Origin of the sequence: uncultured Intestinimonas sp. (assembly GCF_944387725.1) — a bacterium.
Taxonomy (GTDB): Bacteria; Bacillota; Clostridia; order Oscillospirales; family Oscillospiraceae; genus Intestinimonas.
Genome location: NZ_CALXGA010000001.1, coordinates 60,788 through 84,783 on the forward strand (window position 1 = coordinate 60,788; position 23,996 = coordinate 84,783).

The 23,996-nt window shown below is 63.9% G+C and carries 17 protein-coding genes and 1 pseudogene; 7 read left to right on the top strand and 11 right to left on the bottom strand.

The features are described from left to right. Positions 1-104: 104 nt before the first annotated feature. The 4 genes from Q0K09_RS00260 to Q0K09_RS00275 all read right to left on the bottom strand — a co-directional run bounded on the left by Q0K09_RS00260 (position 105) and on the right by Q0K09_RS00275 (position 4,260). A complete protein-coding gene (locus tag Q0K09_RS00260) occupies positions 105-557 on the bottom strand; it encodes a GNAT family N-acetyltransferase (RefSeq protein ID WP_294471407.1) in 453 nt (150 codons plus the stop codon). 23 nt (positions 558-580) lie between these two features. Then, entirely contained in the window at positions 581-1,036 is a 456-nt protein-coding gene (locus tag Q0K09_RS00265; RefSeq protein ID WP_294471363.1) for an ATP-binding protein, read from the bottom strand. Between the two features lie 80 nt (positions 1,037-1,116). Beyond that, the gene (locus tag Q0K09_RS00270) at positions 1,117-2,721 is read right to left on the bottom strand and encodes an FAD-dependent protein (protein WP_294471365.1); all 1,605 of its coding nucleotides are present in this window, start codon (positions 2,719-2,721) and stop codon (positions 1,117-1,119) included. A gap of 621 nt (positions 2,722-3,342) precedes the next feature. Continuing rightward, positions 3,343-4,260, bottom strand: a complete 918-nt coding sequence (locus tag Q0K09_RS00275; RefSeq protein WP_294471367.1) for a LysR family transcriptional regulator — start codon at positions 4,258-4,260, stop codon at positions 3,343-3,345. A 173-nt stretch (positions 4,261-4,433) separates the two neighbouring features. Between Q0K09_RS00275 and Q0K09_RS00280 the strand changes: the two genes are divergently transcribed. The 6 genes from Q0K09_RS00280 (at position 4,434) to Q0K09_RS00305 (ending at position 15,533) form a co-directional block, all read left to right on the top strand. After that, entirely contained in the window at positions 4,434-4,901 is a 468-nt protein-coding gene (locus Q0K09_RS00280) for a MarR family transcriptional regulator (RefSeq protein WP_294471369.1), read from the top strand. Further along, positions 4,898-6,640 (top strand): ABC transporter ATP-binding protein, encoded by a 1,743-nt coding sequence (locus Q0K09_RS00285; protein WP_294471372.1) that lies wholly within the window; start codon positions 4,898-4,900, stop codon positions 6,638-6,640. The genes Q0K09_RS00280 and Q0K09_RS00285 overlap by 4 nt, the downstream gene beginning before the upstream one ends. Before the next feature lie 14 nt (positions 6,641-6,654). Then, positions 6,655-8,535, top strand: a complete 1,881-nt coding sequence (locus Q0K09_RS00290; RefSeq protein ID WP_365931012.1) for an ABC transporter ATP-binding protein — start codon at positions 6,655-6,657, stop codon at positions 8,533-8,535. 178 nt (positions 8,536-8,713) lie between these two features. Next, positions 8,714-13,120: an acyl-CoA dehydratase activase gene (locus Q0K09_RS00295; protein WP_294471373.1), complete on the top strand. Its 4,407-nt coding sequence runs from the start codon at positions 8,714-8,716 to the stop codon at positions 13,118-13,120. A 185-nt stretch (positions 13,121-13,305) separates the two neighbouring features. Beyond that, positions 13,306-14,850 (top strand): DUF1538 domain-containing protein, encoded by a 1,545-nt coding sequence (locus tag Q0K09_RS00300; RefSeq protein ID WP_294471380.1) that lies wholly within the window; start codon positions 13,306-13,308, stop codon positions 14,848-14,850. Next, a complete protein-coding gene (locus Q0K09_RS00305; protein ID WP_294471381.1) occupies positions 14,847-15,533 on the top strand; it encodes a hypothetical protein in 687 nt (228 codons plus the stop codon). The genes Q0K09_RS00300 and Q0K09_RS00305 overlap by 4 nt, the downstream gene beginning before the upstream one ends. A 209-nt stretch (positions 15,534-15,742) precedes the next feature. Here Q0K09_RS00305 and Q0K09_RS00310 read toward each other — a convergent pair whose 3' ends face one another. The 6 genes from Q0K09_RS00310 to Q0K09_RS00335 all read right to left on the bottom strand — a co-directional run bounded on the left by Q0K09_RS00310 (position 15,743) and on the right by Q0K09_RS00335 (position 23,069). Next, entirely contained in the window at positions 15,743-16,099 is a 357-nt protein-coding gene (locus tag Q0K09_RS00310; protein WP_294471384.1) for a helix-turn-helix transcriptional regulator, read from the bottom strand. A 281-nt stretch (positions 16,100-16,380) separates the two neighbouring features. Then, positions 16,381-17,394, bottom strand: a complete 1,014-nt coding sequence (gene asnA / locus Q0K09_RS00315; RefSeq protein ID WP_294471385.1) for an aspartate--ammonia ligase — start codon at positions 17,392-17,394, stop codon at positions 16,381-16,383. Between the two features lie 100 nt (positions 17,395-17,494). Continuing rightward, positions 17,495-19,339 carry an S-layer homology domain-containing protein gene (locus Q0K09_RS00320; protein ID WP_294471386.1) on the bottom strand — a complete coding sequence of 615 codons (1,845 nt, stop codon included), beginning with the start codon at positions 19,337-19,339 and terminating at the stop codon, positions 17,495-17,497. A gap of 38 nt (positions 19,340-19,377) precedes the next feature. Beyond that, positions 19,378-20,604, bottom strand: a complete 1,227-nt coding sequence (locus Q0K09_RS00325) for an ABC transporter permease (RefSeq protein WP_294471388.1) — start codon at positions 20,602-20,604, stop codon at positions 19,378-19,380. After that, positions 20,601-21,377, bottom strand: coding sequence for an ABC transporter ATP-binding protein (locus Q0K09_RS00330; protein WP_294471392.1), 777 nt, complete (start codon positions 21,375-21,377; stop codon positions 20,601-20,603). The genes Q0K09_RS00325 and Q0K09_RS00330 overlap by 4 nt, the downstream gene beginning before the upstream one ends. A gap of 9 nt (positions 21,378-21,386) precedes the next feature. After that, positions 21,387-23,069 (bottom strand): efflux RND transporter periplasmic adaptor subunit, encoded by a 1,683-nt coding sequence (locus tag Q0K09_RS00335; protein ID WP_294471395.1) that lies wholly within the window; start codon positions 23,067-23,069, stop codon positions 21,387-21,389. 599 nt (positions 23,070-23,668) lie between these two features. Between Q0K09_RS00335 and Q0K09_RS00340 the strand changes: the two genes are divergently transcribed. Next, positions 23,669-23,872, top strand: a complete 204-nt coding sequence (locus Q0K09_RS00340; protein ID WP_294471398.1) for a hypothetical protein — start codon at positions 23,669-23,671, stop codon at positions 23,870-23,872. Between the two features lie 40 nt (positions 23,873-23,912). Here the strand turns inward: Q0K09_RS00340 and Q0K09_RS00345 are convergent. Further along, a pseudogene (locus tag Q0K09_RS00345) lies at positions 23,913-23,996 on the bottom strand (IS5/IS1182 family transposase); the annotation flags it as partial.

Genomic DNA, 23,996 nt, shown 5'->3' on the forward strand with positions numbered 1-23,996 from the left:
CACACTCATAATAGGGATATTTTCCCGCACTGTCAATAGGAAAATGAAAAAATTAAGGCGGCGCCGCGCAAAGCCCTTCGGTGCGCTTTGTGCGCCTCTTCCCGTCAGCTCTGCTTTTCCATCAAAAGGCTGGCAAGCAGCACCCCCCGGCGCTCCACCTGAAGCTTCTCCACCACCCGGTAGCCCCTGGCCAGGAAAAAGGGCCGGGCGGTAAGGGAGGCGCGGACGGTGAACACCGGCGCGGCTACAAAGGCCTCCAGGGCGGTGCAGATGGCGCTGGCGGCCCCCCGGCGCTGGAAATCCCGGTGGACATAGAGCCGGTCCAGGTACCCGTCCGGGGCCATGTCCCCAAAGCCAATGGTACGGCCGTCCTCCAGGGCCACCACCGTGAAGTGCCGGGCCAGGGAGCGGTCCCAGGCCGTCAGGTCGATCTGCCGGGGGGCCCAGGCGTCGGCCTGCTCCAGGGTGTAGTCCCGAAGGTTGACGCTGTGGACCGTCTCGTAGAACAGCCGGGCCAGAGCCGGGGCGTCGGAGGAGCGGTAGGTACGGATGAGCAGTTCCATACGGGCAAATTCCTTTCTCAGTGCTGTCCGGCCTCCAGCATGGACCAGACCTCGGCCCTGGTACAGCGGTAGTCCCCCTCGCCGCTGCGGCGGTAGGAGCCCCGGAAGCGGTCGCCCCCCACATAGACCGGGCGCTGGTCCCGCTCCGCCGGGGGGACCCGGATGACTACCACGCTGCCGCCGCCGGTGTGGTCCACCCACACATCCTCGGGCCGGAGGAGGTTGGCGCTGACCACCGCCGGGTCGTTGACCATGGCCCAGAACTCCTCCACCAGCCCGCAGGGGTCCAGCAGGCCCTGGACCCGGAGGGAGTGGTCCGGCAGCTCCTCCACCCCCAGGAGGATCAGGCCCCCGCTGCTGTTGGCGAAGGCGGAATAGGTCTCCCAAATACTGTGGGGCAGGCCCCCGGTGGCCAGCTTGGCCTCCAGGCGGTCGTTCTCCCGGTACTGGCCGATCTGCGCCAGGTCCAGCATGGCGGAGCCCTCCCTTCGGCGTTTTTCTTATTATAATGTGTGTGGAACAAAGCCGCAAGCCCGGAAATCCAAAGAGAGCGCTATACCGTGGGAGAGGAGAGTGCCAGAGCCGCCCGCTCCGCCGTACGGATACCGTCGGCGGCGGCTGACATAATGCCTCCGGCGTAGCCCGCCCCCTCTCCGCAGGGGAAGAGGCCCCGGAGGGCCGACTGACCCGTCTCATCCCGGAGGATGCGCACCGGGGAGGAGGACCGGGTCTCCACGCCGGTGAGGACGGCGTCGGGACAGGCGAAGCCCCGGACCTTCCGGTCCAGCAGGGGGAGGGCCTCCCGGAGGCTCCCGGCCACATAGGGGGGCAGGCAGGCGTCCAGGGCGGTCCAGGCTACCCCGGGCCGGTAGGTGGGCCGGATGGCCCCCGGCCCCCGGGAGGGCCGCCCCGCCAGGAAGTCCCCGGCGGTCTGGGCCGGGGCGCAGGAGGCTCCGGCGGCGGCGCCCAGCGCCCAGGCGCCCCGCTCCCAGTGCTCCTGGAAGCGGACCCCCGCCAGGGGGTCTGTCCCGGGGAAGTCCTCCGGCCCCACGCCCACCAGCAGGCCGCCGTTGATGTTCTCCCCGTCCCGGGCCCGGAGGCTCATGCCGTTGGTGACCACCTGGCCGGCGTCCGAGGCGGCGGCTACCACCTGCCCGCCGGGGCAGACGCAGAAGGAGAAGACCGAGCGCCCGTCCGGCAGATGACAGGCGAGCTTGTAGTCCGACGGGGGGAGCTTCCGCCAGGCGGGGCCGTACTGGGCCTCTGACAGGGCGGCCTGGAGGTGCTCGACGCGGACCCCAATGGCAAAGGACTTCTGCTCCAGGGGCGCCCCCAGGCTGTGGAGCATGGCAAAGGTGTCCCGGGCGGAGTGGCCGGGGGCCAGGAGCAGCGCCTCGCAGGGGAGATCATAGGGACCCTCCGGTCCCTCTACCGCCAGGGCGCGGACCCGGCCCTCCCGGACCTGAAGGCCGGCGAGCCGGTGGGCAAAGCGCACCTCACAGCCCCGGGCCAGAAGCTCCATACGGATGGACTTCACCACGCTGCGGAGCAGGTCAGTACCGATGTGAGGCTTGTGGGAAGAACGGATATCCTCCGGCGCACCGTGCTCCACCAGCACGTCCAGCACCGCCGAGAGCCGGGGGTCGTGGGTGCCGGTGGTGAGCTTGCCGTCGGAGAAGGCGCCGGCGCCTCCCTCTCCAAACTGGACGTTGGAGGCGGGGCACAGCTCGCCCGTGGCCCAGAACCGCTCCACGTCGGCAGTCCGGGCGTCCACGTCCCGGCCCCGCTCCAGCACAATGGGGGGGAGGCCCGCCCGGGCCAGGAAGAGGGCGGCGAAGAGCCCCGCCGGCCCCAGGCCCACCACCACCGGGGGCAGGGCGGGGGCAGGGCCCACCGGGGGGAACCGGTAGGGCTGGGGCCGGTAGAGGGCGACGTTCCGGTTTTTTGCCCGGCGGACCAGCCCGGCCTCCCCGTCCACAGTGAGGTCCACGGTGCAGACGTAGTGGACATCGCTCTTCCGACGGGCATCGATGGACTGCCGGGCCAGGGAGAGGTCCTGGATGGCCCCGGCGGAGATGCCCAGGACCTGGGCGGCCTTCCGCCGCAGGTCGGAGAGGTCCCCCTCCAGGGGGAGGGAGAGGCCGCTGACGCGGATCATCCTGCCGCCTCCTCTGAGAAGCGGAGGGCGGCGGGGGGCGGAGACAGGGGGGAGCGGTATGGCAAGGGGACAACCTCCTTTTGATTCTGTGGGCGTGGGGGCGCGGCGTGTACTGCGAGGGACGGAAGGACGGCGGGAGGCCCCGCAGCGCGTACCAGGGCCCCTTTTCCAGCCGTGGGAAGGTGGGCAATTATATCACGGGGCCAGGGGGCTGTCAACCGAATGCGCACGGCTCTTTGTCATACTGAAAGAGATGAAAGCTCCCACTTGATTGTATCCATATCCACATAAGCACGGGACGGATTGCGCGGATCCACATAAATAATGGGCCGTTGAAAAGCGGAAGACGGCTTGAACCAAGACAAGGCGCTTTTGACTGTATTAAGTCTGGCCTTGGTAATCGTATACACATTGAATGACCTACGGAGCGCGCTGCCCGGGCCAATTTACAAATGTCTCTGTATTCCAGTTAATCCAAACTAAATGCTGAACAGACTGAATCTTCCCGACCACTGAAATGCCTTCCATATCGGCAAAACACGTCTACTCTATCTATATTATACTGTAGCGGCCGGTTTTTCACAAGGCCGATTGGCGAAACCGGCGGATTTTGCGCTGTCATTACGGCTCTTGAAAAGGGAGTGCGCGGGCTTCCGCCCCGGCGGAAAAGGCCGCCTGCATCAGGCGCAGGAAGGTCTTGCCGTGGGGGCTGAGCCGCCTGGCCCGGTGGAAGACCCCAAAGGAGACCGGGGAAAGTCCCTCCATGGGGAGGTAGGCCAGCGCCTCCCCGGGCGGGGGCAGCAGGGCGGGGGAGAGGGTCACCCCCAGCCCCGCCTGGGCCAGGCAGAGGGCCTCGTCGATGTTGCCGCAGAAGTAGAGCTCCGCAGGAGTCCGGTCCTGGGCCAGCTCCCCCTGGAAGCGGGCCAGACCCGGCGGGCACTTGCTGGGGTCGTGGAGAATCAGCCGCTCCCCCTCCAGGTCCTCCGGCCGGAGGGAGGGCCGGGCGGCCAGGGGGCGCTTCCGGGCGCAGACGCAGACCAGGGGGACCCGGGCCACCTCCTGATAGCGGATGGCGGTCTGCCGGCCGTTCTGGAAGTGGTAGCCCACCACCGCCTCCACCTCCTCGTCCTCCAGCAGCCGGAAGAGGTGGGGAAAGGGGACCACCCGGAGCTGGGGGTGGAGACCGGGGGCGGACTCCGCCAGCCGCCCCAGGACATCGGTGAAGGACCAGAGCAGGGCGAAGCTGTGGCAGCCGACGGGGAACTCCACAATGTCCTGGGCGGAGGGCTGCTCCAGCCGCTTCTTGGCCCGCTGGGAGATGAGCAGGATGTTCCGGGCGTCGTGGAGGAACTGGAGCCCCGCCGGCGTCAGGGATACCTCCTTGGTGGTCCGGCGGAAGAGCTTGGTCCCCAGCTCGTCCTCCAGGGCGCGGATTTGGTGGGTCACCGCCGGCTGGGTCAGCCGGAGCTGCTCCGCCGCCCGGGAAAAGTTGAGAAAATTCGCCACCGCCACAAAGCATTCCAGTTGTGTGGTATTCAACCAAAAGCCCTCCTTTGAAACCGCCGTCCCTTTGTGTAATATAGAAATTTAATAAAAATCTTTTATAGATAATAACAGATTTGAATTTCACATGCAAGGGGCTTTGTGCTATATAAAAAGTAAACGTCCGAATGATTCGGGCCTAAATAATTCGGAAAGGAGGTGCGACTGGCGTGGACGTAGACCGGAGCGTGATGATCCAGGAAAACCGGCAGATCAGCATTCAGCTCGAGCAGCTGGCCAACCGGGCCATGGCCCGGAGGGGGCTGACGGCGCCCCAGGCCCATATGCTGCTCTACATTCTGGCCCACTCAGAGGCGGGCACCTCTCTCACCGACATCCACCAGAAGTTTGGCTACTCCATGGCGGCCCTGTCCGGCATGGTCAAGCGCCTGCGGGAGAAGGGCTACGTCCGGGTGGAGCCCTGCGCCCAGGACGACCGGAAAAAGATCCTGTTCGGGACCGGAAAGGGGGAGGCGCTCCAGGAGGCTCTGGACCATCTGATGTGCCGCTCCCAGGACTGGCTCTACAGCGGCTTTTCCCAGGAGGATCTGGCCACGCTGGACCGGCTGCAAAAGAAAATGCTGCGGAATCTCTCCGCATTGATCCAACAAGACAACAAGGAGGTAACCCAAACGTGAAACGTGTGCTGCAGCAGATCGGGGTCTACAAAAAGGACGCCCTCCTGTGCGTCGGCCTAACGGCGCTGGAGGTCGTCATGGAGATCCTGCTGCCCTTTATCACCGCCAGGCTGCTGGCGGAGGGCCTGGAGGCCGGGCACCTGCCCTCCGTGTACCGCTACGGGGCCGTTCTGGTGGTCATGTCCCTGTTGAGCCTGATTTTCGGCGCAACCGCCGGCAAATTCGCCGCCAGCGCCTCCGCCGGCCTGTCGGCCAACCTGCGGGAGGCCATCTACGCCCAGATTCAGACCTTTTCCTTTTCCAACATCGACAAGTTCAGCGTCCCCGGCCTGGTGACCCGGATGACCACCGACATCACCAACGTGCAGCAGGCCTTTATGATAGTCATCCGCATTGCGGTGCGCTCCCCGCTGACCCTGGTTTTCAGCTTTGCCATGTGCATGTACATCAACGTGGAGCTGAGCCTCACCTTCCTCATCGCCCTGGCGTTCCTGGTGATTGTGATTGGCGCCATCATGGTGATTGCCCTGCGCATTTTCAGCCAGGTCTTCCGCAAGTACGACGACCTCAACGCCGACGTCCAGGAGAACGTGTCCGCCATCCGGGTGGTAAAGGCCTTTGTCCGGGAGGACTATGAGGACAAAAAATTTGCCAAGGCGTCCAAAAACCTGTATGATCTGTCCGTTAAGGCCGAGGGCCTGCTGGCCTTCAACGGGCCGTCCATGATGGTCGCCGTCTACTTCTGCATCATCATGGTGTCCTGGCTGGGCGCCCACTTCATCGTGGTGGACGGCACCCTGGGCGCCGCCGACCTGACCAGCCTTTACAGCTACGTCATGATGCTGCTCATGAGCCTGATGATGCTCTCCATGGTGGTGGTCATGATCTCCATGTCCATGGCCAGCATCCGCCGGATTCGGGAGGTGCTGGACGAGGTCCCCGACCTCCACGACCCGGAGCATCCCGTCATGGAAGTGGCCGACGGCTCCATCGACTTCAACCATGTGAGCTTCTCCTATAAGCACGGCAGCGGCAAGAATGCCCTCACCGACATCGACCTGCACATCAAAGCCGGCGAGACCATCGGCGTCATCGGCGGCACCGGCAGCGGAAAGAGCAGCCTGGTGAACCTGATCTGCCGTCTGTATGATGTGGACGGGGGCAGCGTATGTGTGGGCGGCCTGGATGTGCGGAAGTATGATATGGAGGCCCTGCGGAACCAGGTGTCCGTGGTGCTCCAGAAGAACACCCTGTTCTCCGGCAGCATCCTGGAGAACCTGCGCTGGGGCAATCCAGATGCCACCGAAGAGGAGTGCATGGAGGCGTGCCGGGCCGCCTGCGCCGACGAGTTCATCGACCGGATGCCCGACGGCTGCCACACCCACATCGAGCGGGGCGGCAACAACGTCTCCGGCGGCCAGAAGCAGCGGCTGTGCATCGCTCGGGCCCTGCTGAAAAAGCCCAAGGTCCTGATTCTGGATGACTCCACCTCCGCCGTGGACACCGCCACCGACGCCAAAATCCGCAAGGCCTTTGCCGAGAAAATCCCCGGCACCACCAAGATCATCATCGCTCAGCGGGTGTCCAGCGTGGAGGGGGCCGACCGCATCCTGGTGCTGGACAACGGCCGGGTCAACGCCTTTGACACCCACGAAAATCTGTTGAAGACCAACGCCATCTATCAGGAGATCTATGAGTCCCAGGTCAAGGGCGGCGGCGACTTCGACCAGCCCGCGTGAGAGGAGGGAACGCTATGAATACCAATGAGAGAAGACACTCTGGACCGGCCGTGCTGAGCCGGGTTCTGGGATATATGCTCCACTACTATAGGCCCCTGTTTGTGATCGTCATCGGATGTATTCTGGTGTCCGCCGTATGTACCGTGGTGGGAGCGACCTTCCCCCAGACGCTCATCGACGATTATATCGAGCCCATGCTCTCCAGCGGCTCCCGGGACTTCAGCGGCCTGGCCAGCGACATCAAGCGGCTGGCCTGTTTCATGGGCGTGGGCGTCATCGCTGCCTTTGGCTATAACCGCATCATGGTCAACGTGAGCCAGGGCACCCTGCGCCACCTGCGGGACGACCTGTTCCACAAGATGGAGTCCCTGCCCATCAAGTATTTCGACACCCACGCCCACGGCGACATCATGTCGGTCTACACCAACGACGTGGACACCCTGCGCCAGCTTCTGAGCCAGAGCATCCCCCAGCTGATCAACTCCAGCTTTACCATGGTGGCCACCCTGATCACCATGCTCATCCTGAGCCCCGCCCTCACCGTGGTGTCGGTGCTGGCCGCCGCAGCCATGTTCACCGTCACCAAGAACTTCTCCCGGCTGTCCGGCAAATACTTTATCAAGCAGCAGCGGGACCTGGGAGAAGTGGACGGCTTCATTGAGGAGATGCTGGACGGCCAGAAGGTGGTCAAGGTCTTCTGCCACGAGGAGGAGGCCAAGGCCGATTTCCACAAGGTCAATGAGGCCCTGCGCCAGAGCGCCAACATGGCCAACCGCTACGCCAATCTGCTCATGCCCATCAACATGAACATCGGCTGGCTGAGCTACACCCTGGTGGCCATTGTGGGGGCTGTTCTGTCCATCAACGGCCTGGCCGGGGTGACCCTGGGCACCGTCATCACCTTCGTGGGCCTGCACAAGGGCTTCACCAACCCCATCGCCCAGGTGAGTATGCAGATCAACTTTGTGGTCACCGCCGCCGCCGGCGCCCAGCGGGTCTTCGACCTGATGGATCAGACCCCCGAGACCGACGAGGGCTATGTGGAGCTGGTCAACGCCAAGGAGGACGCCGAGGGCCAGATGCACGAGGCCTCCGAGCGCACCAACGTCTGGGCCTGGAAGCACCCCCACAAGGCCGACGGCACCGTCACCTATACCAAGCTCCAGGGCAGCGTGGTCTTCGAGGACGTGGACTTCGGCTATGACCCGGGGAAGCTGGTCCTCCACGACATCAGCCTGTGGGCCAAGCCGGGCCAGAAGATCGCCTTCGTGGGGGCCACCGGCGCCGGCAAGACCACCATCACCAACCTCATCAACCGCTTCTACGACATCGCCGACGGCAAAATCCGCTACGACGGCATCAACATCAACAAGATCAAAAAGCCCGATCTGCGCCGGAGCCTGGGCATCGTCCTCCAGGACACCCACCTCTTCACCGGCACCGTCATGGAGAACATCCGCTACGGCAGCCTGGAGGCCACCGACGAGGAGTGCATGGCCGCCGCCGAGCTGGCCAACGCCGACGGCTTCATCCGCCGCCTGCCCGACGGGTATGACACCATGCTCACCGGGGACGGGGCCAACCTCTCCCAGGGCCAGCGCCAGCTTCTGGCCATCGCCCGGGCCGCCGTGGCCGACCCCCCGGTGCTGATCCTGGACGAGGCCACCTCCTCCATCGACACCCGCACCGAGAAGCTGGTCCAGGACGGCATGGACGCCCTGATGACCGGGCGGACCACCTTCGTTATCGCCCACCGGCTCTCCACCGTCCGCAACTCCGACTGCATCATGGTCATGGACCAGGGCCGCATCATCGAGCGGGGCACCCACGACGAGCTCATCGAGAAGAAGGGCCGGTATTACCAGCTCTACACAGGCAACGCCATCTCGGAATAAAAAAATCTTCTGACAAAAATTTGTCTCCCCAAACGGGTGGAGAATATGCTATAATATCATATAGAAAACGCAAACACACAGCCGCACCCACGGCGTCCAGAGCGAGGACTCTGTGCGCCGGGTGGTGCGGCGCCGGTGTATTCGGAGGAACACGCCGGAACGGTTGGGGACGAAGACTATGACAATCAGAGAAAAACACACCCTGCAAGTTGGAATTGACGTGGGATCCACCACCACCAAGGTGGTGGCCCTGGACGCGGAGACCCGTCAGGTCCTGTACGCCGACTACCAGCGGCACCATGCCGCCCAGGTCAAGAGTGTCTCTGACGCCCTTTGGAAGCTCTACGCGGCCCTGCCGGAGGCGGGAGAGGTCCACCTGGCCCTGACGGGATCGGGGGCCAAGCTGCTCTCGGAGGCCCTGGGGGTGCCCTACATCCAGGAGGTAGTGTCCAACGCCCTGGCCCTGCGGGAGTCCTGCGGAGCGGTGGGCACCGCCATTGAGCTGGGGGGCCAGGACGCCAAGATCATCTTCTTCCGGAGGAACGAGGCCGGCGGGGGCCTGGAGGCCTCCGACATGCGGATGAACGGAAGCTGTGCCGGGGGTACCGGCGCCTTTCTAGACGAGGTGGCCTCCATCCTCCATGTGGACATCCAGGATTTCGACGCCCTGGCCGCCCGGGGGAGCTGCGTCTATGACGTGTCGGGCCGGTGCGGGGTATACGCCAAGACCGACATCCAGCCCCTGCTGAACCAGGGGGTTGCCAAGGAGGACCTGGCCCTCTCGGCCCTCCACGCCATTGCCAAGCAGACCATCGGCGGCCTTGCCCAGGGCCTGGAGATCAAGGCCCCTGTGGCCTTCGAGGGAGGCCCCCTGACCTTCAACCCCACCCTCATCCGGGTCTTCGCGGAGCGGCTGGGCCTGGGGGAGGGGGACATCCTCATCCCGGAGCGCCCGGAGCTGATGATGGCCCGGGGGGCCGCCCTGTCCCTGCGGAGCATGTATGCCGGGGAGGATACCCGGGTGGCCCTGGAGGCGGTGATCGAGACCCTCAAAGAGCTGGAGCACACCGTGGCCGGCACCGCCGGCAGCGGAACCCCCTTCTTCACCAGTGAGGAGGAGCGCCGGGCCTTTCAGGCCGCCCACGCCCTGCCGGACTGGCATCCAAAGGAGCCGCGTCCGGGCCAGACCGTGCGGGCCTGGCTGGGCATCGACTCGGGGAGCACCACCACCAAATTTGTCCTGATGGACGGCGACGAGGAGATTTTGGACAGCTTCTACGCCCCCAACCAGGGGGAGCCCCTGGCGGTGGCGAAAAAGGCCCTGCTGGCCCTGCGGGACCGCTACCGGGCGGCGGGGGCCGTCCTGGACATCCTGGGGGTGGGGACCACCGGCTACGGCGAGCAGCTCTTTGCCAACGCCTTTTCCGCCGAGTGCCATGTGGTGGAGACGGTGGCCCACGCCCGGGCGGCGGCCAAGTATGTGCCCGACGCCACCTTCATTCTGGACATCGGCGGCCAGGACATGAAGGCCATCTGGCTCTCCCACGGCGTCATCACAAACATCGTGGTCAATGAGGCCTGCTCCTCCGGCTGCGGGTCCTTCCTGGAGAACTTCGCCGCCTCCCTCCACATCCCTGTGGAGCGCATCGCGGAGGAGGCCTTTGACGCCCGGCACCCGGCCTGCCTGGGCAGCCGGTGCACCGTCTTCATGAACAGCAGCATTGTCACCGAGCAGCGCAACGGCAAGCTCCCCGGGGACATTATGGCGGGGCTGTGCCGGTCCATCATCGAGAACGTCTTCACCAAGGTCATCCGGGTCTCCAACCTGGACTCCCTGGGGGACGCCATCGTGGTCCAGGGAGGCGCCTTCCGCAACGACGCCGTCCTCCGGGCCCTGGAGCAGTACACCGGCCGGCAGGTCATCCGGGCCCCCTACCCAGGGGTCATGGGGGCCATCGGCGCCGCCCTCCTCGCCAAGGAGCGCATGGCCGGGCAGCCCCGGACCTTCATCGGCCTGGACGCCCTGGAGGACTTCACCTACACCCAGGAGGCCAACGCCCCCTGTCCCTTCTGCGCCAACCACTGCCGGCGGACGGTGGTGACCTTCTCCAACGGCAGCGCCTGGATCACCAACAACCGCTGTGAGCGAGGGGAGGTCCTGGGGGACCCCAGAGACGCGGCGGTCCAGGCCCAGCTCCGGGAGAAGGTCCAGGAGCGGCGGCAGGCGCCCGACCTCTTCCGCCTCCGGGAGCGGCTCCTCTTTCAGGACTACCCCGTCCCGGAGCCCCAGCGGCGGCGGGAGACCGTCATCGGTATCCCCCGGGTGCTCTCCTTTTGGGACGCCATGCCCTTCTGGAGCACCTTCTTCCGGGCCCTGGGCTTCCAGGTGAAGCTCTCCCGGCCCAGCACCCGGAGGATGTACGAGAGCGGCCTGCCGGCGGTGACCTCAGACACCGTCTGCTTCCCCGCCAAGCTGGTCCACGGCCACATCCGGGACCTGGCCGGGCAGGGGGTGGACCGGATCTTCATGCCCTCGGTGACCACCGTTCCCACGGAGAACACCGAGAAGACCAGCGAGTCCATGTGCGCCGTGGTGAAGGGCTACCCCATTGTGGTTCGCAACTCGGACGACCCGGAGCGCCAGTGGGGGATTCCCTTTGACGCCCCCCTGTTTCACTGGTACACCGCCGCCGACCGGGCAGAGCAGCTCGCGGGCTGGATGGCCGAGACCTTTCAGGTCTCCCCGGAGGAGACCGCCGCCGCCATGCGGTCCGGGGACGCCGCCCAGGCGGAATTCCGCCGGACCCTCCGGGCGGAGGGGGCCCGGGTTCTGGAGGAGGTCCGGCGGCGGGGGACCTATGCCGTGGTCCTGGCCGCCCGGCCCTATCAGAACGACGCCCTGGTGAACCACGACCTGCCGGAGCTCTTCACCAGCCTGGGCATCCCGGTGCTGACGGCGGATTCCCTGCCGGAGGCCGGGGCGGTGGACCTGAGCCGCAGCACCCTGGACATCGTCAACAACTACCACGCCCGGATGCTCTCGGCGGCGATCCTGGCCGCCCAAAGCCCCCACCTGGAGTTTGCCCAGATTGTCAGCTTCGGCTGCGGCCATGACGCCTACCTCTCCGACGAGATCATCCGGCTCATGGGGGAGATCTCGGGGAAGACCCCCCTGGTGCTCAAGCTGGACGAGAGCGACGTCCAGGGCCCCCTGCGCATCCGGGTGCGCTCCTTTTTGGAGACCCTGGCCATGCGCCGGAGCGGGAGGACCTGGCAGCCGCCCAAGCCCCTGGGAGACCCCTATCCGGTGAAGTTCACCCGGTCGGACCGGAAGGAGCGGGCGGTCCTCATTCCCAACACCTCCCACGCCTTCTGCCGGCTCATGTCGGCGGCCATGGGGAAGCAAGGGCTCCGAACTGAGCCCCTGGCTATCGGCCGGGAGGAGGCCATCCGCCTGGGGAAGCAGTACGTCCACAACGACATCTGCTTCCCGGCCCAGATTGTCATTGGGGAGGTCCTGGCCGCTCTGGAGAGCGGGAAGTACGACCTGGACCATGTGGCCATCGGCATGGGCAAGTACATCGGCGACTGCCGCCTGACCCACTACGGTGCCCTCCTGCGGAAGGCCCTGGACGACGCCGGCTACCCCCAGGTGCCCATCCTCACCAACGACGACAAGGACCGGCACAACCTCCACCCCGGCTACAAGATGAGCCTGGGCACCGCCATGCGGATCGCCTTCGGCCTGCCCATGATCGACGTCCTGGAGGAGCTGCTGCGGAAGATCCGACCCTATGAAACCGAGCCAGGCAGCGCCAACCGGGCCTTTGAGGAGGCCCTGGACCTGGTCATCGGCGGTATGGAGCGCCGGGGCATTCCGGGGGCGGAGCAGGGCTTCCGCCAGGCCATCGGGCGTATGCGGGAGGTGTCCTATGACCGCTCTCAGCCCCGCCCCCGGGTGCTCATTGTGGGGGAGTACCTGCTGAACTTCCACCCAGGCGCCAACCACGACATCGAGGACTACTTAGAGCGCAACGGCTTCGAGATCATCGAGGCCCGGATGACCGACGTCATCCAGAAGACCTACTTCAATCAGGACGCCCAGGTCAAGGAGTACCACGTCCACAAGCCCCTGGGGGAAAAGGTCTGGTATGCCATGGCCGACGCCCTCTTCGACGCGGCCCACAACTGGACCGACCGCATCGCGGCGGCCCATCCCCTCTACGAGCGGGCGGTCCGCCTGCCTGAGCTGGTGCGGGAGAGCGACCCCATTATTCACCACACCTTCGACGCCGGGGAGGGGGTCCTGATTCCCGGGGAAATCCTCCACCACGCCGCCCACGGCTGCCGGGCCTTTGTGATCCTCCAGCCCTTCGGGTGTCTGCCCAACCATGTGGTGGGCCGCGGGGTGGTAAAGCGGCTCAAGGAGCTCTACCCGGACGCCCAGATGCTGCCCCTGGACTACGACCCGGACGTGAGCTTCGCCAACATTGAAAACCGGCTGCAAATGCTGGTAATGAACATGAAGAGCAAGGCCGGGGAGCCGGAGGAGCCCGCCGGCAGGGGCATGGCCAAGGCCATGTGACCCAGAGGAAACGGTACGACGGCAGCGAGGTCCGGCCCCATCGTGGACCGGACCTCGCTGTTCTCGGGGAACCTGGCCGGGGCGGGGTGATATTTCGGGTCTAGAACAAAAAAGAGGTTTACAGGGGGGCGGATGAATGATAAAATAAATAAGGAAATACGATACATTTATTAAAGGAGGCGTCAATGAATAAGAAGCTGAAAGAAAAGGTTATGGAAGCCCTCTCCTCGGTGGTGCCCATCACCTGCATTGTCCTGGTCCTGAGCTTTACGGTGGCCCCCATGCCGGTGTCCTCCCTGATGCTCTTTCTGGTGGGAGCGGTGCTGCTGATTGTGGGGGTCGGATTTTTTTCTCTGGGCGTGGACGTGGCTATGATGCCCATTGGAGACGGCATTGGACAGCAGATCGCCAACGGGGGGCGGATCTGGGCCATGGCCCCCCTGTGCTTCCTGATCGGCGCCTTTGTCACCATCGCGGAGCCGGACCTCCAGGTCCTGGCCAAGCAGGTGCCGGCGGTGCCGGATATGGTCATCATCCTCACGGTGGCGGCCGGGGTGGGCTTTTTCATGGTGGTGGCCCTGCTGCGGGCCAAGTTTGGCTGGGAGCTCAACCGCCTGCTCATCGGCTTTTACATCCTGGTCTTTATCATGGCCTTTCTGGTGCCGGAGGAGTTCCTGGCGGTGGCCTTTGACTCCGGCGGCGTCACCACCGGCCCCATCACTGTGCCCTTCATCATGGCCATGGGAGCAGGACTTACCGCCCTGCGGCGGGGCTCCGGCTCCGAGGCGGACAGCTTCGGCGTGGTGGCCCTGAGCAGCATCGGGCCCATCCTGGCGGTGATGATCCTGGGGCTGTGCTACAACTCCTCGGACCTGAGCTACACCCCTTTTACCATCCCGAACCTGGAGACCACGGCGGACGTGGGACAGTACTTTGCCTCCGACTTCCCGGAGTACATCGAAGAGGTGGCCCTGGGGCTGGCCCCCATTATTGTCTTCTTCGCGATCTTTCAGATTGTTGCCCTGCGCCTGCGCCGGCGGCAGCTGGTCAAGATCATCGTGGGTATGGTCTACGCCTATGTGGGCCTGGTGCTCTTCCTCACCGGCGTAAACGTGGGCTTCATGCCTGCGGGGCACTTTGTGGGCGTGCAGGTGGCCCAGCTTCAGTACAACTGGGTGATCATCCCCATCGGTATGCTGGTGGGCTGGTTCATCGTGGCGGCGGAGCCCGCGGTGCGGGTGCTCAACCAGCAGGTGGAGGAGCTCACCGGCGGGGCCATCTCCCAGCGGGCCATGGGGACCACCCTCTCCATCGGTATGGCGGTGGCCGTGGGCCTGGCCATGCTGCGGGTGCTCACCGGCATCTCCCTGCTGTGGCTCCTGGTGCCCGGCTACGCCATCGCCCTGGGCCTGAGCTTCCGGGTGCCCAAGGTCTTCACCGCCATCGCCTTTGACTCCGGAGGCGTGGCCTCCGGCCCCATGACCGCCACCTTCCTGCTGGCCTTTGCCATGGGGGCCTGCCAGGCGGTGGGGGGCAACGTGCTCACCGACGCCTTCGGCGTGGTGGCCATGGTGGCCATGACCCCCCTGGTGGCCATTCAGACCCTGGGCCTGGTCTATCAGCGGAAATCCCGCCGGGAGTCCGAGGCGGACCGCCTGGTGATGGACGGCAGAAATGACATCATTGTTTACGACAACGCCCTGGCCGGCGTGATGGAGGAGGAGCCATGAGAGAAGATACGCGCATCCGGCTTGTGGTCCTCATTCTGGACCGGGGCAAGGGGGGCCGGGCGGCGGAGCTCTTCGCCAGCTATGGCCTGCCCCTCCACTACGGTATGCCCGGCCGGGGGACGGCCAATTCGGAACTGCTGGACTATCTGGGCCTGGGGGAGACGGAGAAGGACGTGGCCTTCTCCATGGCGCCTGGCTTTACGATTCCGGGGCTTTTGCAGGCGGCGGGGGAAAAGCTCCAGCTGGCTGTGCCGGGAAAGGGCATTTTATTCACGCTTCCCCTCTCCGCCATTGGCGGGGCGGCGGCCAGATTCATCAGCGGCCAGGCCCACAGGGCCGGGGCAGAACAGGAGGAGCATATGCCGGAGCAGGGAAAAAATGAGCTCATTGTGGTGGTTGTCAACAGCGGCTGCACCGACACGGTGATGGCGGCGGCCAAGAAGGCCGGGGCCAGAGGGGGTACCATCCTCCACGGCCGGCGGGTGACAGAGGAGCCGGAGAAGAGCGGCGATGGCAGGGTACACCCGGAGAAGGACATTGTCACCATTCTGGCACCCCGGGAGCTGCGCCTGCCCATTATGGAGGCGGTGAACCAGGCCGCCGGCGTCTCTACGGAGAGCCACGGCATTTTGTTCTCCCTGCCCGTGGAGCACGCCATGGGCCTCTCCCGCATGGACGGATAGCGCAATTAAGACAGTACGAGGTCCCGGTATGCCTGCGCATACCGGGACCTCGTACTGTCTTGATTTCCGCGAGCGCTCTGACCGTAAGGCAAATACAAGTTTCAGGCTTGGTGGAGTATTAGGGCTTGTTTGAAAATTGGCGATGTGTCCAGCAGCGAGGGATTTTGGGCCGCCGGCAAGCAATTTTTTCGCAGGAATCCTGGCGGATTTCAAGGAAAAATTGCGCCGTCCAGGGGGCAGAAGACCCGCCGGTTGGGCATGTTGACATTTTTCAAACAAGCCCTAGCCTTATGCAGGTTCTCATTCTGTGCCACCTGCCTTTTCCCCGCCGCTGTATCCGCAGATATTTCTACTACATTGTCAAGTGTGCGGCCCAGCGCAATACATATTTTCGCAAGGTTGTCCATTGATTCCCGCTCGTCTTTCCCCATTTTCGCAAGAATGCTTGTACGGATGCCTGCTTGTTTCCGCGTTTCAGTCCGGCTCATTTTTTGGTCAATCAACAGCTTCCATAGTCTGTTATAGCTGTGTGCTATAACAGAAAATCTCCCGCCTTGCAATACCATATTTCAAGTACAACATGGCAAAAGCAGGTCCGCAATATGATATTCATTTTTGTGATATTCATGATTGCAAATCCAAACGCTGTCCCACAGCGTCCCAAAATGCAGCGGCTTTTCGTTTGGCGAAATTGAAAAGCTTATGCTGTCTTATCAGCGCCGCACAGGTGGGACCTGGATAATTTGGAGAACCGGCGGTAAAAAAGCGCAATCCGCTTCCAACCGCCCAGGCGGACAGTTGGAAGCGGACTGCGCGGGGGATGGAAGGGAAACGGTACCGGCGGCAATTACAGCAGGACCACGCCGGCCTCCTGGCAGACCCGGATGGTCTCCTGGTCCCAGACGCTGGCCTGGACCTCGCCGATGTGGGCCTTGCCCAGGAGCTGAACGCACAGCCGGGACTGGCCGATGCCGCCGCCGATGGTCAGGGGGAGCTCCCCGGACAGCAGGGCCTTATGGAAGGGGAGGCTCCGGCGGTTGTCGCAGCCGGCGGCGGTGAGCTGCCGGTCCAGGGCGGCGGGGTCCACCCGGATGCCCATGGAGGAGAGCTCCAGGGCCCGCCCCAGAACGCTGTTCCACACCAGGATATCGCCGTTGAGGCTCCAGTCGTCGTAGTCGGGGGCCCGGCCGTCGTGGGGCTGGCCGGACTTCAGGGGGGCGCCGATCTGCATCAAGAAGGTGGTGGGGTGGTCCTTCACCCATGCGTCCTCCCGCTCCCGGGGGGTGAGGCCGGGGAAGCGGTCCTCCAGCTCCTGGGTGGTGACAAAGCTGACGGCGGGGCTCACCTCGGGCAGAGGGACCAGCTGGGGGAACATGGCCCGGATGGTGGTCTGGGTCTGGCAGACCGCCTCCACAATGGTGGCGACGGCAGCCTTGAGGTAGTCCACATTCCGGTCCCGGGGGGCCAGAACCTTCTCCCAGTCCCACTGGTCCACATAGATGGAGTGGAGGTTGTCTGGCTGCTCGTCCCGGCGGATGGCGTTCATGTCGGTGTAGAGCCCCTCCCCCACAGAGAACTGATAGCGGTGGAGGGCCATGCGCTTCCACTTGGCCAGGGAGTGGACCACCTGGGCCTCCCGGCCGGCGGCGGGGATGTCGAAGGTGACAGGGCGCTCCACGCCGTTGAGGTCGTCGTTGAGGCCGGTATCGGCCTCCACAAAGAGGGGGGCGGAGACCCGGCGGAGGTTCAGAGCTCCGCCCAGGTTGTCCTCAAAGAGGCGCTTGAGAAGGCTGATGGCCTTCTGGGTATCGTAGAGGTTGAGCCGGGGGGCGTACCCCTGGGGGATGTAGGACTGGTCCATGGGAATGGGCTCCTTTCGCTTCAAGCTGACAGACATTATAATATGGCCCCGCTGGGATTGCAAGGAAAAATCGTATGCCTCCCGGCTTGGGCGGCGGGGCTTACCGGGCCAGGATGACCCGGATGCGGCCGCCCTCGCTCTCGGCCTTGTCGTACCAGCCGGTGAGGTTGTAGCCCCCGCCGGCGACCAGGGACAGGGAGGTGAGGTAATACTCGTTGTCCCGGACCTCGTAGACCAGCACGTCGTCCCAGATGGCGTACTGCTGATTGTCGGCGTAGGCGGTCATGCCGTCCACCGAGTCGATGTAGACGCGGGTGAGGTTTTCAAGGCGGTCCACGTCGGCGCCGTCGGTCTTCATCAGGAAGGGACCGGTCTGGACATGGTAGAGCCGGGGGGTGGTGAGTGTGCCGGAGGCGCCGCCGGTGACATAGTCATAGTTGCCGGCGGTCATCAGGTCGGTACTGGCCTCTCTGACCGAGGTGATAACGCCGTAGGTGTGCATGTCGCCGGTGGCGTCGGAGAGCACCAGGCGGCTGATCTCCCCGGCGCTGTTGAGGAGGTAGTAGCGGACCATGCTGCGGGTGATCTCCATGCCGGCCAGCCGGGAGGGGTAGACCTGGACGCCCCGGTCTCCGTAGATGTCCAGAATCTCCACATCAGCGGCAAAGGGGTAATTCCCCAGCCGGGTGCCGGCGGAATCGACCTGGCCGATGAGAGAGGCGGAGGCGAGGACCTTGACCTCCACCCCGGTGGTGGTGGTGGTCACCTGGACCAAGGTGCCCACCCGGAAATTCCGGCTGGTGCTATAGGTGTAGGTGGCGCCGTCTGTGGCCAGGACCTGGATGGAGGAGGAGATATAGTCGTTGCCGTCCTGGTCGGTGAAGGTCTGGGGCTCGACGGAGATCACCAGGCCCACCACCGCGCCGCCGGAGACGCGCTCCGGGTCCACGGCGGAGACGACACGTCCGTCCCGGCCCAGCAGGAGGGTCACGGCGTCCCCCACCTCGAAAACGCCCAGGTCGCTCAGAGCGTAGGCGGCGGCGGTGGTCCCGATCTCGTAGGACTTGCCGGAGACCGTCACCGACGTGGGGGAGGAGGCGGGGGAGATGGACTGGAGGGGTCCGGTGACCTTGTTGGTGTAGACCCACAGAGACTGGGTGTGCTTGGACCAGTAGACCACGTCGTTGTTCACCAGGGCGTCGGGGGTGGAGGCGGCTCCGTCCCGGGTCACGCTGGCCTGGGAGATGTCAAAGGGAATCTGATCCCGCCAGCCGGTCTCGCCCACCACCACGGGGCCGTCCATGGTTTCGTTGAATAGGGCCAGCGTGTCCACCTTGCCGTCGGCGGTGAGGCTGTGGCCCAGCACCGAGGAGAGGTAGGGCTGTCCGGTGGTTTTGCTGGTGGCGGTGAGGAGGTTATAGAAGAGGTACATGGCGTCCTGCCGGGTCATAGTGTCGTTGGGGCCCAGGGTGATGCCCTCGTCCAGGTCCAGGGTGCGGTACATGGACATCTGTCCGGCGGGGAAGGAGCCGGAGAAGTCGCTGCTGGTGTAGCCCAGCAGCCGCAGGACCATCACTACTCCTTCGGCCAGGGTGATGGTATGGCCGGGCCGGAAGGCGCCGTCCAGATAGCCGGTGACATAGCCGGCGGAGACGGCGGCCTCCACATAGGGGGCGGCCCAGTGGGAGGCGGGGACGTCGGGGTAGGGGGAGACGTAGGTGACATCCCCCACGCTGATGGGGGAGGCGGCCATGAGCATTTTCACAAATTCGGCCCGGGTCACCGGGGAGGACAGGTGCAGCTCGCCGTTTTCGTCGCCGGTCAGGATGTCCAGGGCGGACAGGACCTCCGCCGCTTCGTCCCGGCCGGCGGCCGCCAGGGCGGGGACCGCCAGGGACAGGGACAGAGCCGCCGCCAGGAGGGCGGAAAGGACTCGTTTCTTCATCTGGGTTCGCTCCTTTTTATGAGACTGTGGGAATGGAATCAGTCATACCGCAGGGCGTCAATGGGGTTGAGCCGGGCGGCCTTGTTGGCGGGGAGGTAGCCGAAGAGGATGCCCACGCCCACGGACACGCCGAAGGAGACGGCGATGCCTCCGGGGGTGGGGACGGCCACAAAGCCGTCGTTGCCGGTGCCCAGGACAAAGGCGATGACGTTGGTGAGGACGTTGGCCATAACGATGCCCAGCACAATGCCGATGGCCCCGCCGATGGCCGAGGTGGTGCCCGCCTCGATGATGAACTGGCTGCGGATGTCCCGGCGCTTGGCCCCCAGGGACTTGCGGATGCCGATCTCCCGGGTGCGCTCGGTGACCGAGACCAGCATGATGTTCATGATGCCGATGCCGCCCACCAGCAGAGAGATGGCGGCGATGAGGATGAGGATCATCATCAGGGTGTTGAGCATGGCGTCCATGGCGTCCATCATCTCGGCGCTGGACATGACATAGTAGGCGTCCTCCGTCTGAAAAATCTGGTAGAGGCGGGTTTCAATGATGCCCTTGGCCAGATTGGCGTTGTCTTGATCGGCACTGTTGAAGAGGTAGAGGTCCACCCAGCCGGAGCCGTTGAGCTGCATGGCGCTGCCGTAGGGGATGAAGATGACGTCGTCGGAGCTGCCCTCGGTGCTGTCGGCGTACTCGGCCATGACGCCGATGACGGTAAAGGGGGTGCCGCTGATGGTGAGAGACTGCCCCAGGGCGTCGCCGCCGAAGGCGGCCTGGGCCAGATAGCTGCCGATGACGCAGACATTCTGGCGGCGCTCCACATCGATGTAGCTCAGGAACCGGCCCCGGCCCAGATGGGAGCCGCTGAGGACCTGGTTGCGCTGGGCGTCGTAGAAGAACTCGCTGACGCCGTAGACGCTGGTGCGGTCGAAGTCATCGGCGCCGCGGCGGACCAGGCCCTGGGCCATGACATAGGGACTGACCCCCGCAAGGTACTGGGGATATTTGTCCACCAGGGCGTACATGTCGTCGGGGTCCACCGAGCGGGAGCTCATGCCCCCCAGGCCCCAGATTTGGACCTGGATCAGGTTGGCCCCCAGCTGGTCGAACTGCCGGTTCATGTAGTTTTGCATCCCGTTGCCCAGGCTGGTGATGATGATGACGGCGGCCACGCCGATGATGATGCCCAGCATGGTCAAAAGGGCCCGCATCTTGCTGGCCAGCAGGGACTTGACGGCCAGGCGGAAGGACTGGGTGAAGTTCATGCCTGGGCCTCCTCTCCCGCCTCGCCGGCGCCGGCGAAGCCCTGGATGTCTCCCAGGTCCTCCTCAGGCTGGACCACCGCCCGGGGGTCGCGGGCGTCCCCATCGTAGATGATCTTCCCGTCCTGGAGGCGGACGATGCGCTTGGCCTTCACGGCAATGGAGTTGTCGTGGGTAATGAGGACCACCGTGTCCCCCTCGGCGTTGAGCTTTTGGAGGAAGGCCAGCACCTCCCGGCCGGTGTGGGAGTCCAGGGCGCCAGTGGGCTCGTCGGCCAGGATCACCGATGGGTCCCCGGCCAGGGCCCGGGCGATGGATACCCGCTGCTGCTGGCCGCCGGAGAGCTGGCTGGGGAGGTTCCGGCGCTTGTTGGCCAGACCCACCCGCTCCAGGGCCTGGATGGCCCGCCGGCGGCGCTCCTCGGCCCCCACCCCGGCGTAGAGCAGGGGGAGCTCCACGTTCTCCTGAACGTTGAGCTTGGGGATGAGGTTGTACTGCTGGAAGATGAAGCCCAGCATCTTGTTGCGGATTTCGGCCTGCTGGTCGTCGTCCATGGTGGAGACGTCCACCCCGCCCAGGCGGTAGGTGCCGGAGGTGGGGACGTCCAGACAGCCGATGATGTTCATGGCGGTGGACTTGCCGGAGCCGGAGGAGCCCACGATGGCCACAAACTCCCCCCGGTCCACTGTCAGGCTGACGCCGTCCAGGGCGTGGACACGTTCATCTCCCATCTGGTAGATTTTGTAGACGTTCTTGAATTCAATGAGGTGTTCCATCTCTGTCCGTCACCCCATCATCATGTCCATCATGCTGGAGCCCACAGACTGGAAGATGTAGACCGTCTCCCCCTCCTCCAGGCCGGAGAGGATTTCGATGTAAGTGTCGTCGTTGCGGCCGATGGTGACCTCCCGCTGCTCCAGTTTGGTGGGGTCCACCACATTGCCATTTTCATCCACAGCGCCGGGGCCCGCCACTGTTACCATGCTGGCCCCCTTCTGGCCCCGGCTCACCGCCTCCACGGGGACGCAGAGCACCGAGCCCACGTCCTCTACGATGATCCGGGCCGAGACGTTCATGCCCGGCTTGAGCTCCTCGGGGGTGCCGTCCACCAGGACGGTGACGGGGTAGTTGGTGGTGCCGTTGGCGGTGGCGCCGTTGATGTTCACCTTGTCCACCCGGCCGGTGAAGCTCTGGCCGTCCAGGGCGTCGGCGGTGATCTCCACCTCCTGGCCCACCTGGATTTTGTTGATGTCCAGCTCGTTGATGCTCACGTCGAAGGTGAGGGCGGACATGTCATAGATGACGGCGGGGTAGGCGATGCCGGTGGCGCTGGCGGTGGAGGTGTCCAGGGTGTCCCCCACGTCGTAGTTTTTCTCAATGACGGTGCCATCGATGGTGGAGGTGATGGTGTAGTCATCCAGACTGTCCTGGGCGTTTTTCAGGGTGAGCTCGGCGTTCTGGACCTGGAGGGCGGCGGTCTCGATCTGGGTGTCCATATCGGTGGTGTCAAACTGCCCGATGACCTGGTCCTCGGTGACCCGGTCCCCCTCCCGGACGGTGAGGCTGATGAGCTCTCCGGAAGTCTTGGCCACCACCTGCTTGCTCTCCCCATACGCGAAGGTCCCGCTGGCGGCGCTGGAGGCGGTCCCCACCGAGGCGGCGCCCTGGGAGGCATCGGTGAGGGCGCCGGGGTTGCGGACCAGAATGGTGACCTCCCGCACCAGGGTACCGCCGGCCCCCACCGAGTCGGTGGCGTCGATGGCGTCGATGTCGCCGGGGATGGTCTCCAGGGTGCCGTCCACGGTGACCGTGGCGGCCTGGCCCAGGGAGAAGCCGGCGGCGTCGGCGGAGTGGAAGGGGACTACCAGCTTCATGTTTTCCCGATCCAGGATGTCCGCAATGGGGGCGCCGGCGGAGACCAGGTCCCCCTCGTCCACATAGAGCTCGGTGATGACACCGGTGGCGGTGGCCTCCACGGTGGCGTTTTTCAGGTTGTCCTCCTGGTTTTTCAGGAGCTGCCGGTAGTTGATCTGGGCGCTTTCCAGGCTGATCTGGGCCTGCTGGATGGCGGTCTCCACGTCGGTGGAGTCGATGCGGAAGAGGAGGTCGCCCTCCCGGACCGTGCCGCCCTCCTCAAAGGGGGCCTCCAGCACCTCGCCCCGCACCAGAGTGGTGACACGGTAGGAGCGGATGGGCTCGATGGCGCCGTTGCCGGACACCGCGACCACCATGTCCTGCATAGTGGCGGTGCTGGGTAAGTAGGCCCCGGACAGCAGGGCGGTCCCGCTGCTCATGCAGCTTCGGAACAAGAAGGCCACAATGGCGGCCAGCACCACCAGAATGATCCCCCGCTTGATCCATTTTTTCTTCTTTCGCGGCATGGGGACCTTGAGGGATTTTGCCCCCTTCTGCTGCTCCGGGGCTGCGGGCTGGACCGCGGCGTCCTGCTTGACTTGGGATGTTTCCATACGTTTGACTCCTTTTCCGTGGACTGACTGCGGCGGGGGGCCGGAGAATCTGGCCCCTGCGGGGTGGAAAGCGCCCGGCTGGAGCTGGGCGCTTCAGCCGCTTTGCGGTGGATGCAACAGACATCAGCATAGCATGGATAGATGTAAAGAAGGAAAAAGAAAAGGTTAAATTTTGCTTAAATTTTATTGCTTCGTTTCGTCTTATATAGTTCAAAATATATCATATCTTATGAAAAAATTCAACATATATTAACTTTTGATATATTGTCATTTTTGCACATATTTGTGCCGCTGGTTACAAACACTTAGGGCTTGTTTGAAAATTGGCGATGTGTCCGGCAGGGAGGGATTTTGGGCCGCTGGCAAGCAATTTTTTCGCAGGAATCCTGGCGGATTTCAAGGAAAAATTGCGCCGTCCAGGGGGCAAAAGACCCGCCGGTTGGGCATGTTGACATGTTTCAAACAAGCCCTAAGCTCATTCGTTTATTCTTTGGCATAACCCGATCCCCTTCTTTTGCGTTCTACAACCTCTATTTTACAACGTATATTTCCTTATCGCCAGCCTTTTTCTAAGGCTCCTTGAAAGGGATAACCATATAATGATTTTACTCAAGGGAGAAGCACAGGATTTTTCGGTTTATGAAAGTGTTCTTGATCATAACTTCCCCATTCAGTCAATTTATGCTTACAGCATTTATACGGATAACAAAAATAGTTTTCTTGCAGCGAGAAACAATGTCATATTAAGTACCGGGCGTTCTGGCTTTATGGCATACGCAGGATATCAACATGATACTATATGAAACAGAGTGATTATAAGGAACTGCGCGAAATATAGGGACTTCAATCCGTATTTTTCGCATATCGAGTGGCAATTCCCCGCCAGCGTTTCAAGATCAGGAAAGCATTTTCCACCAAATGGCGCAG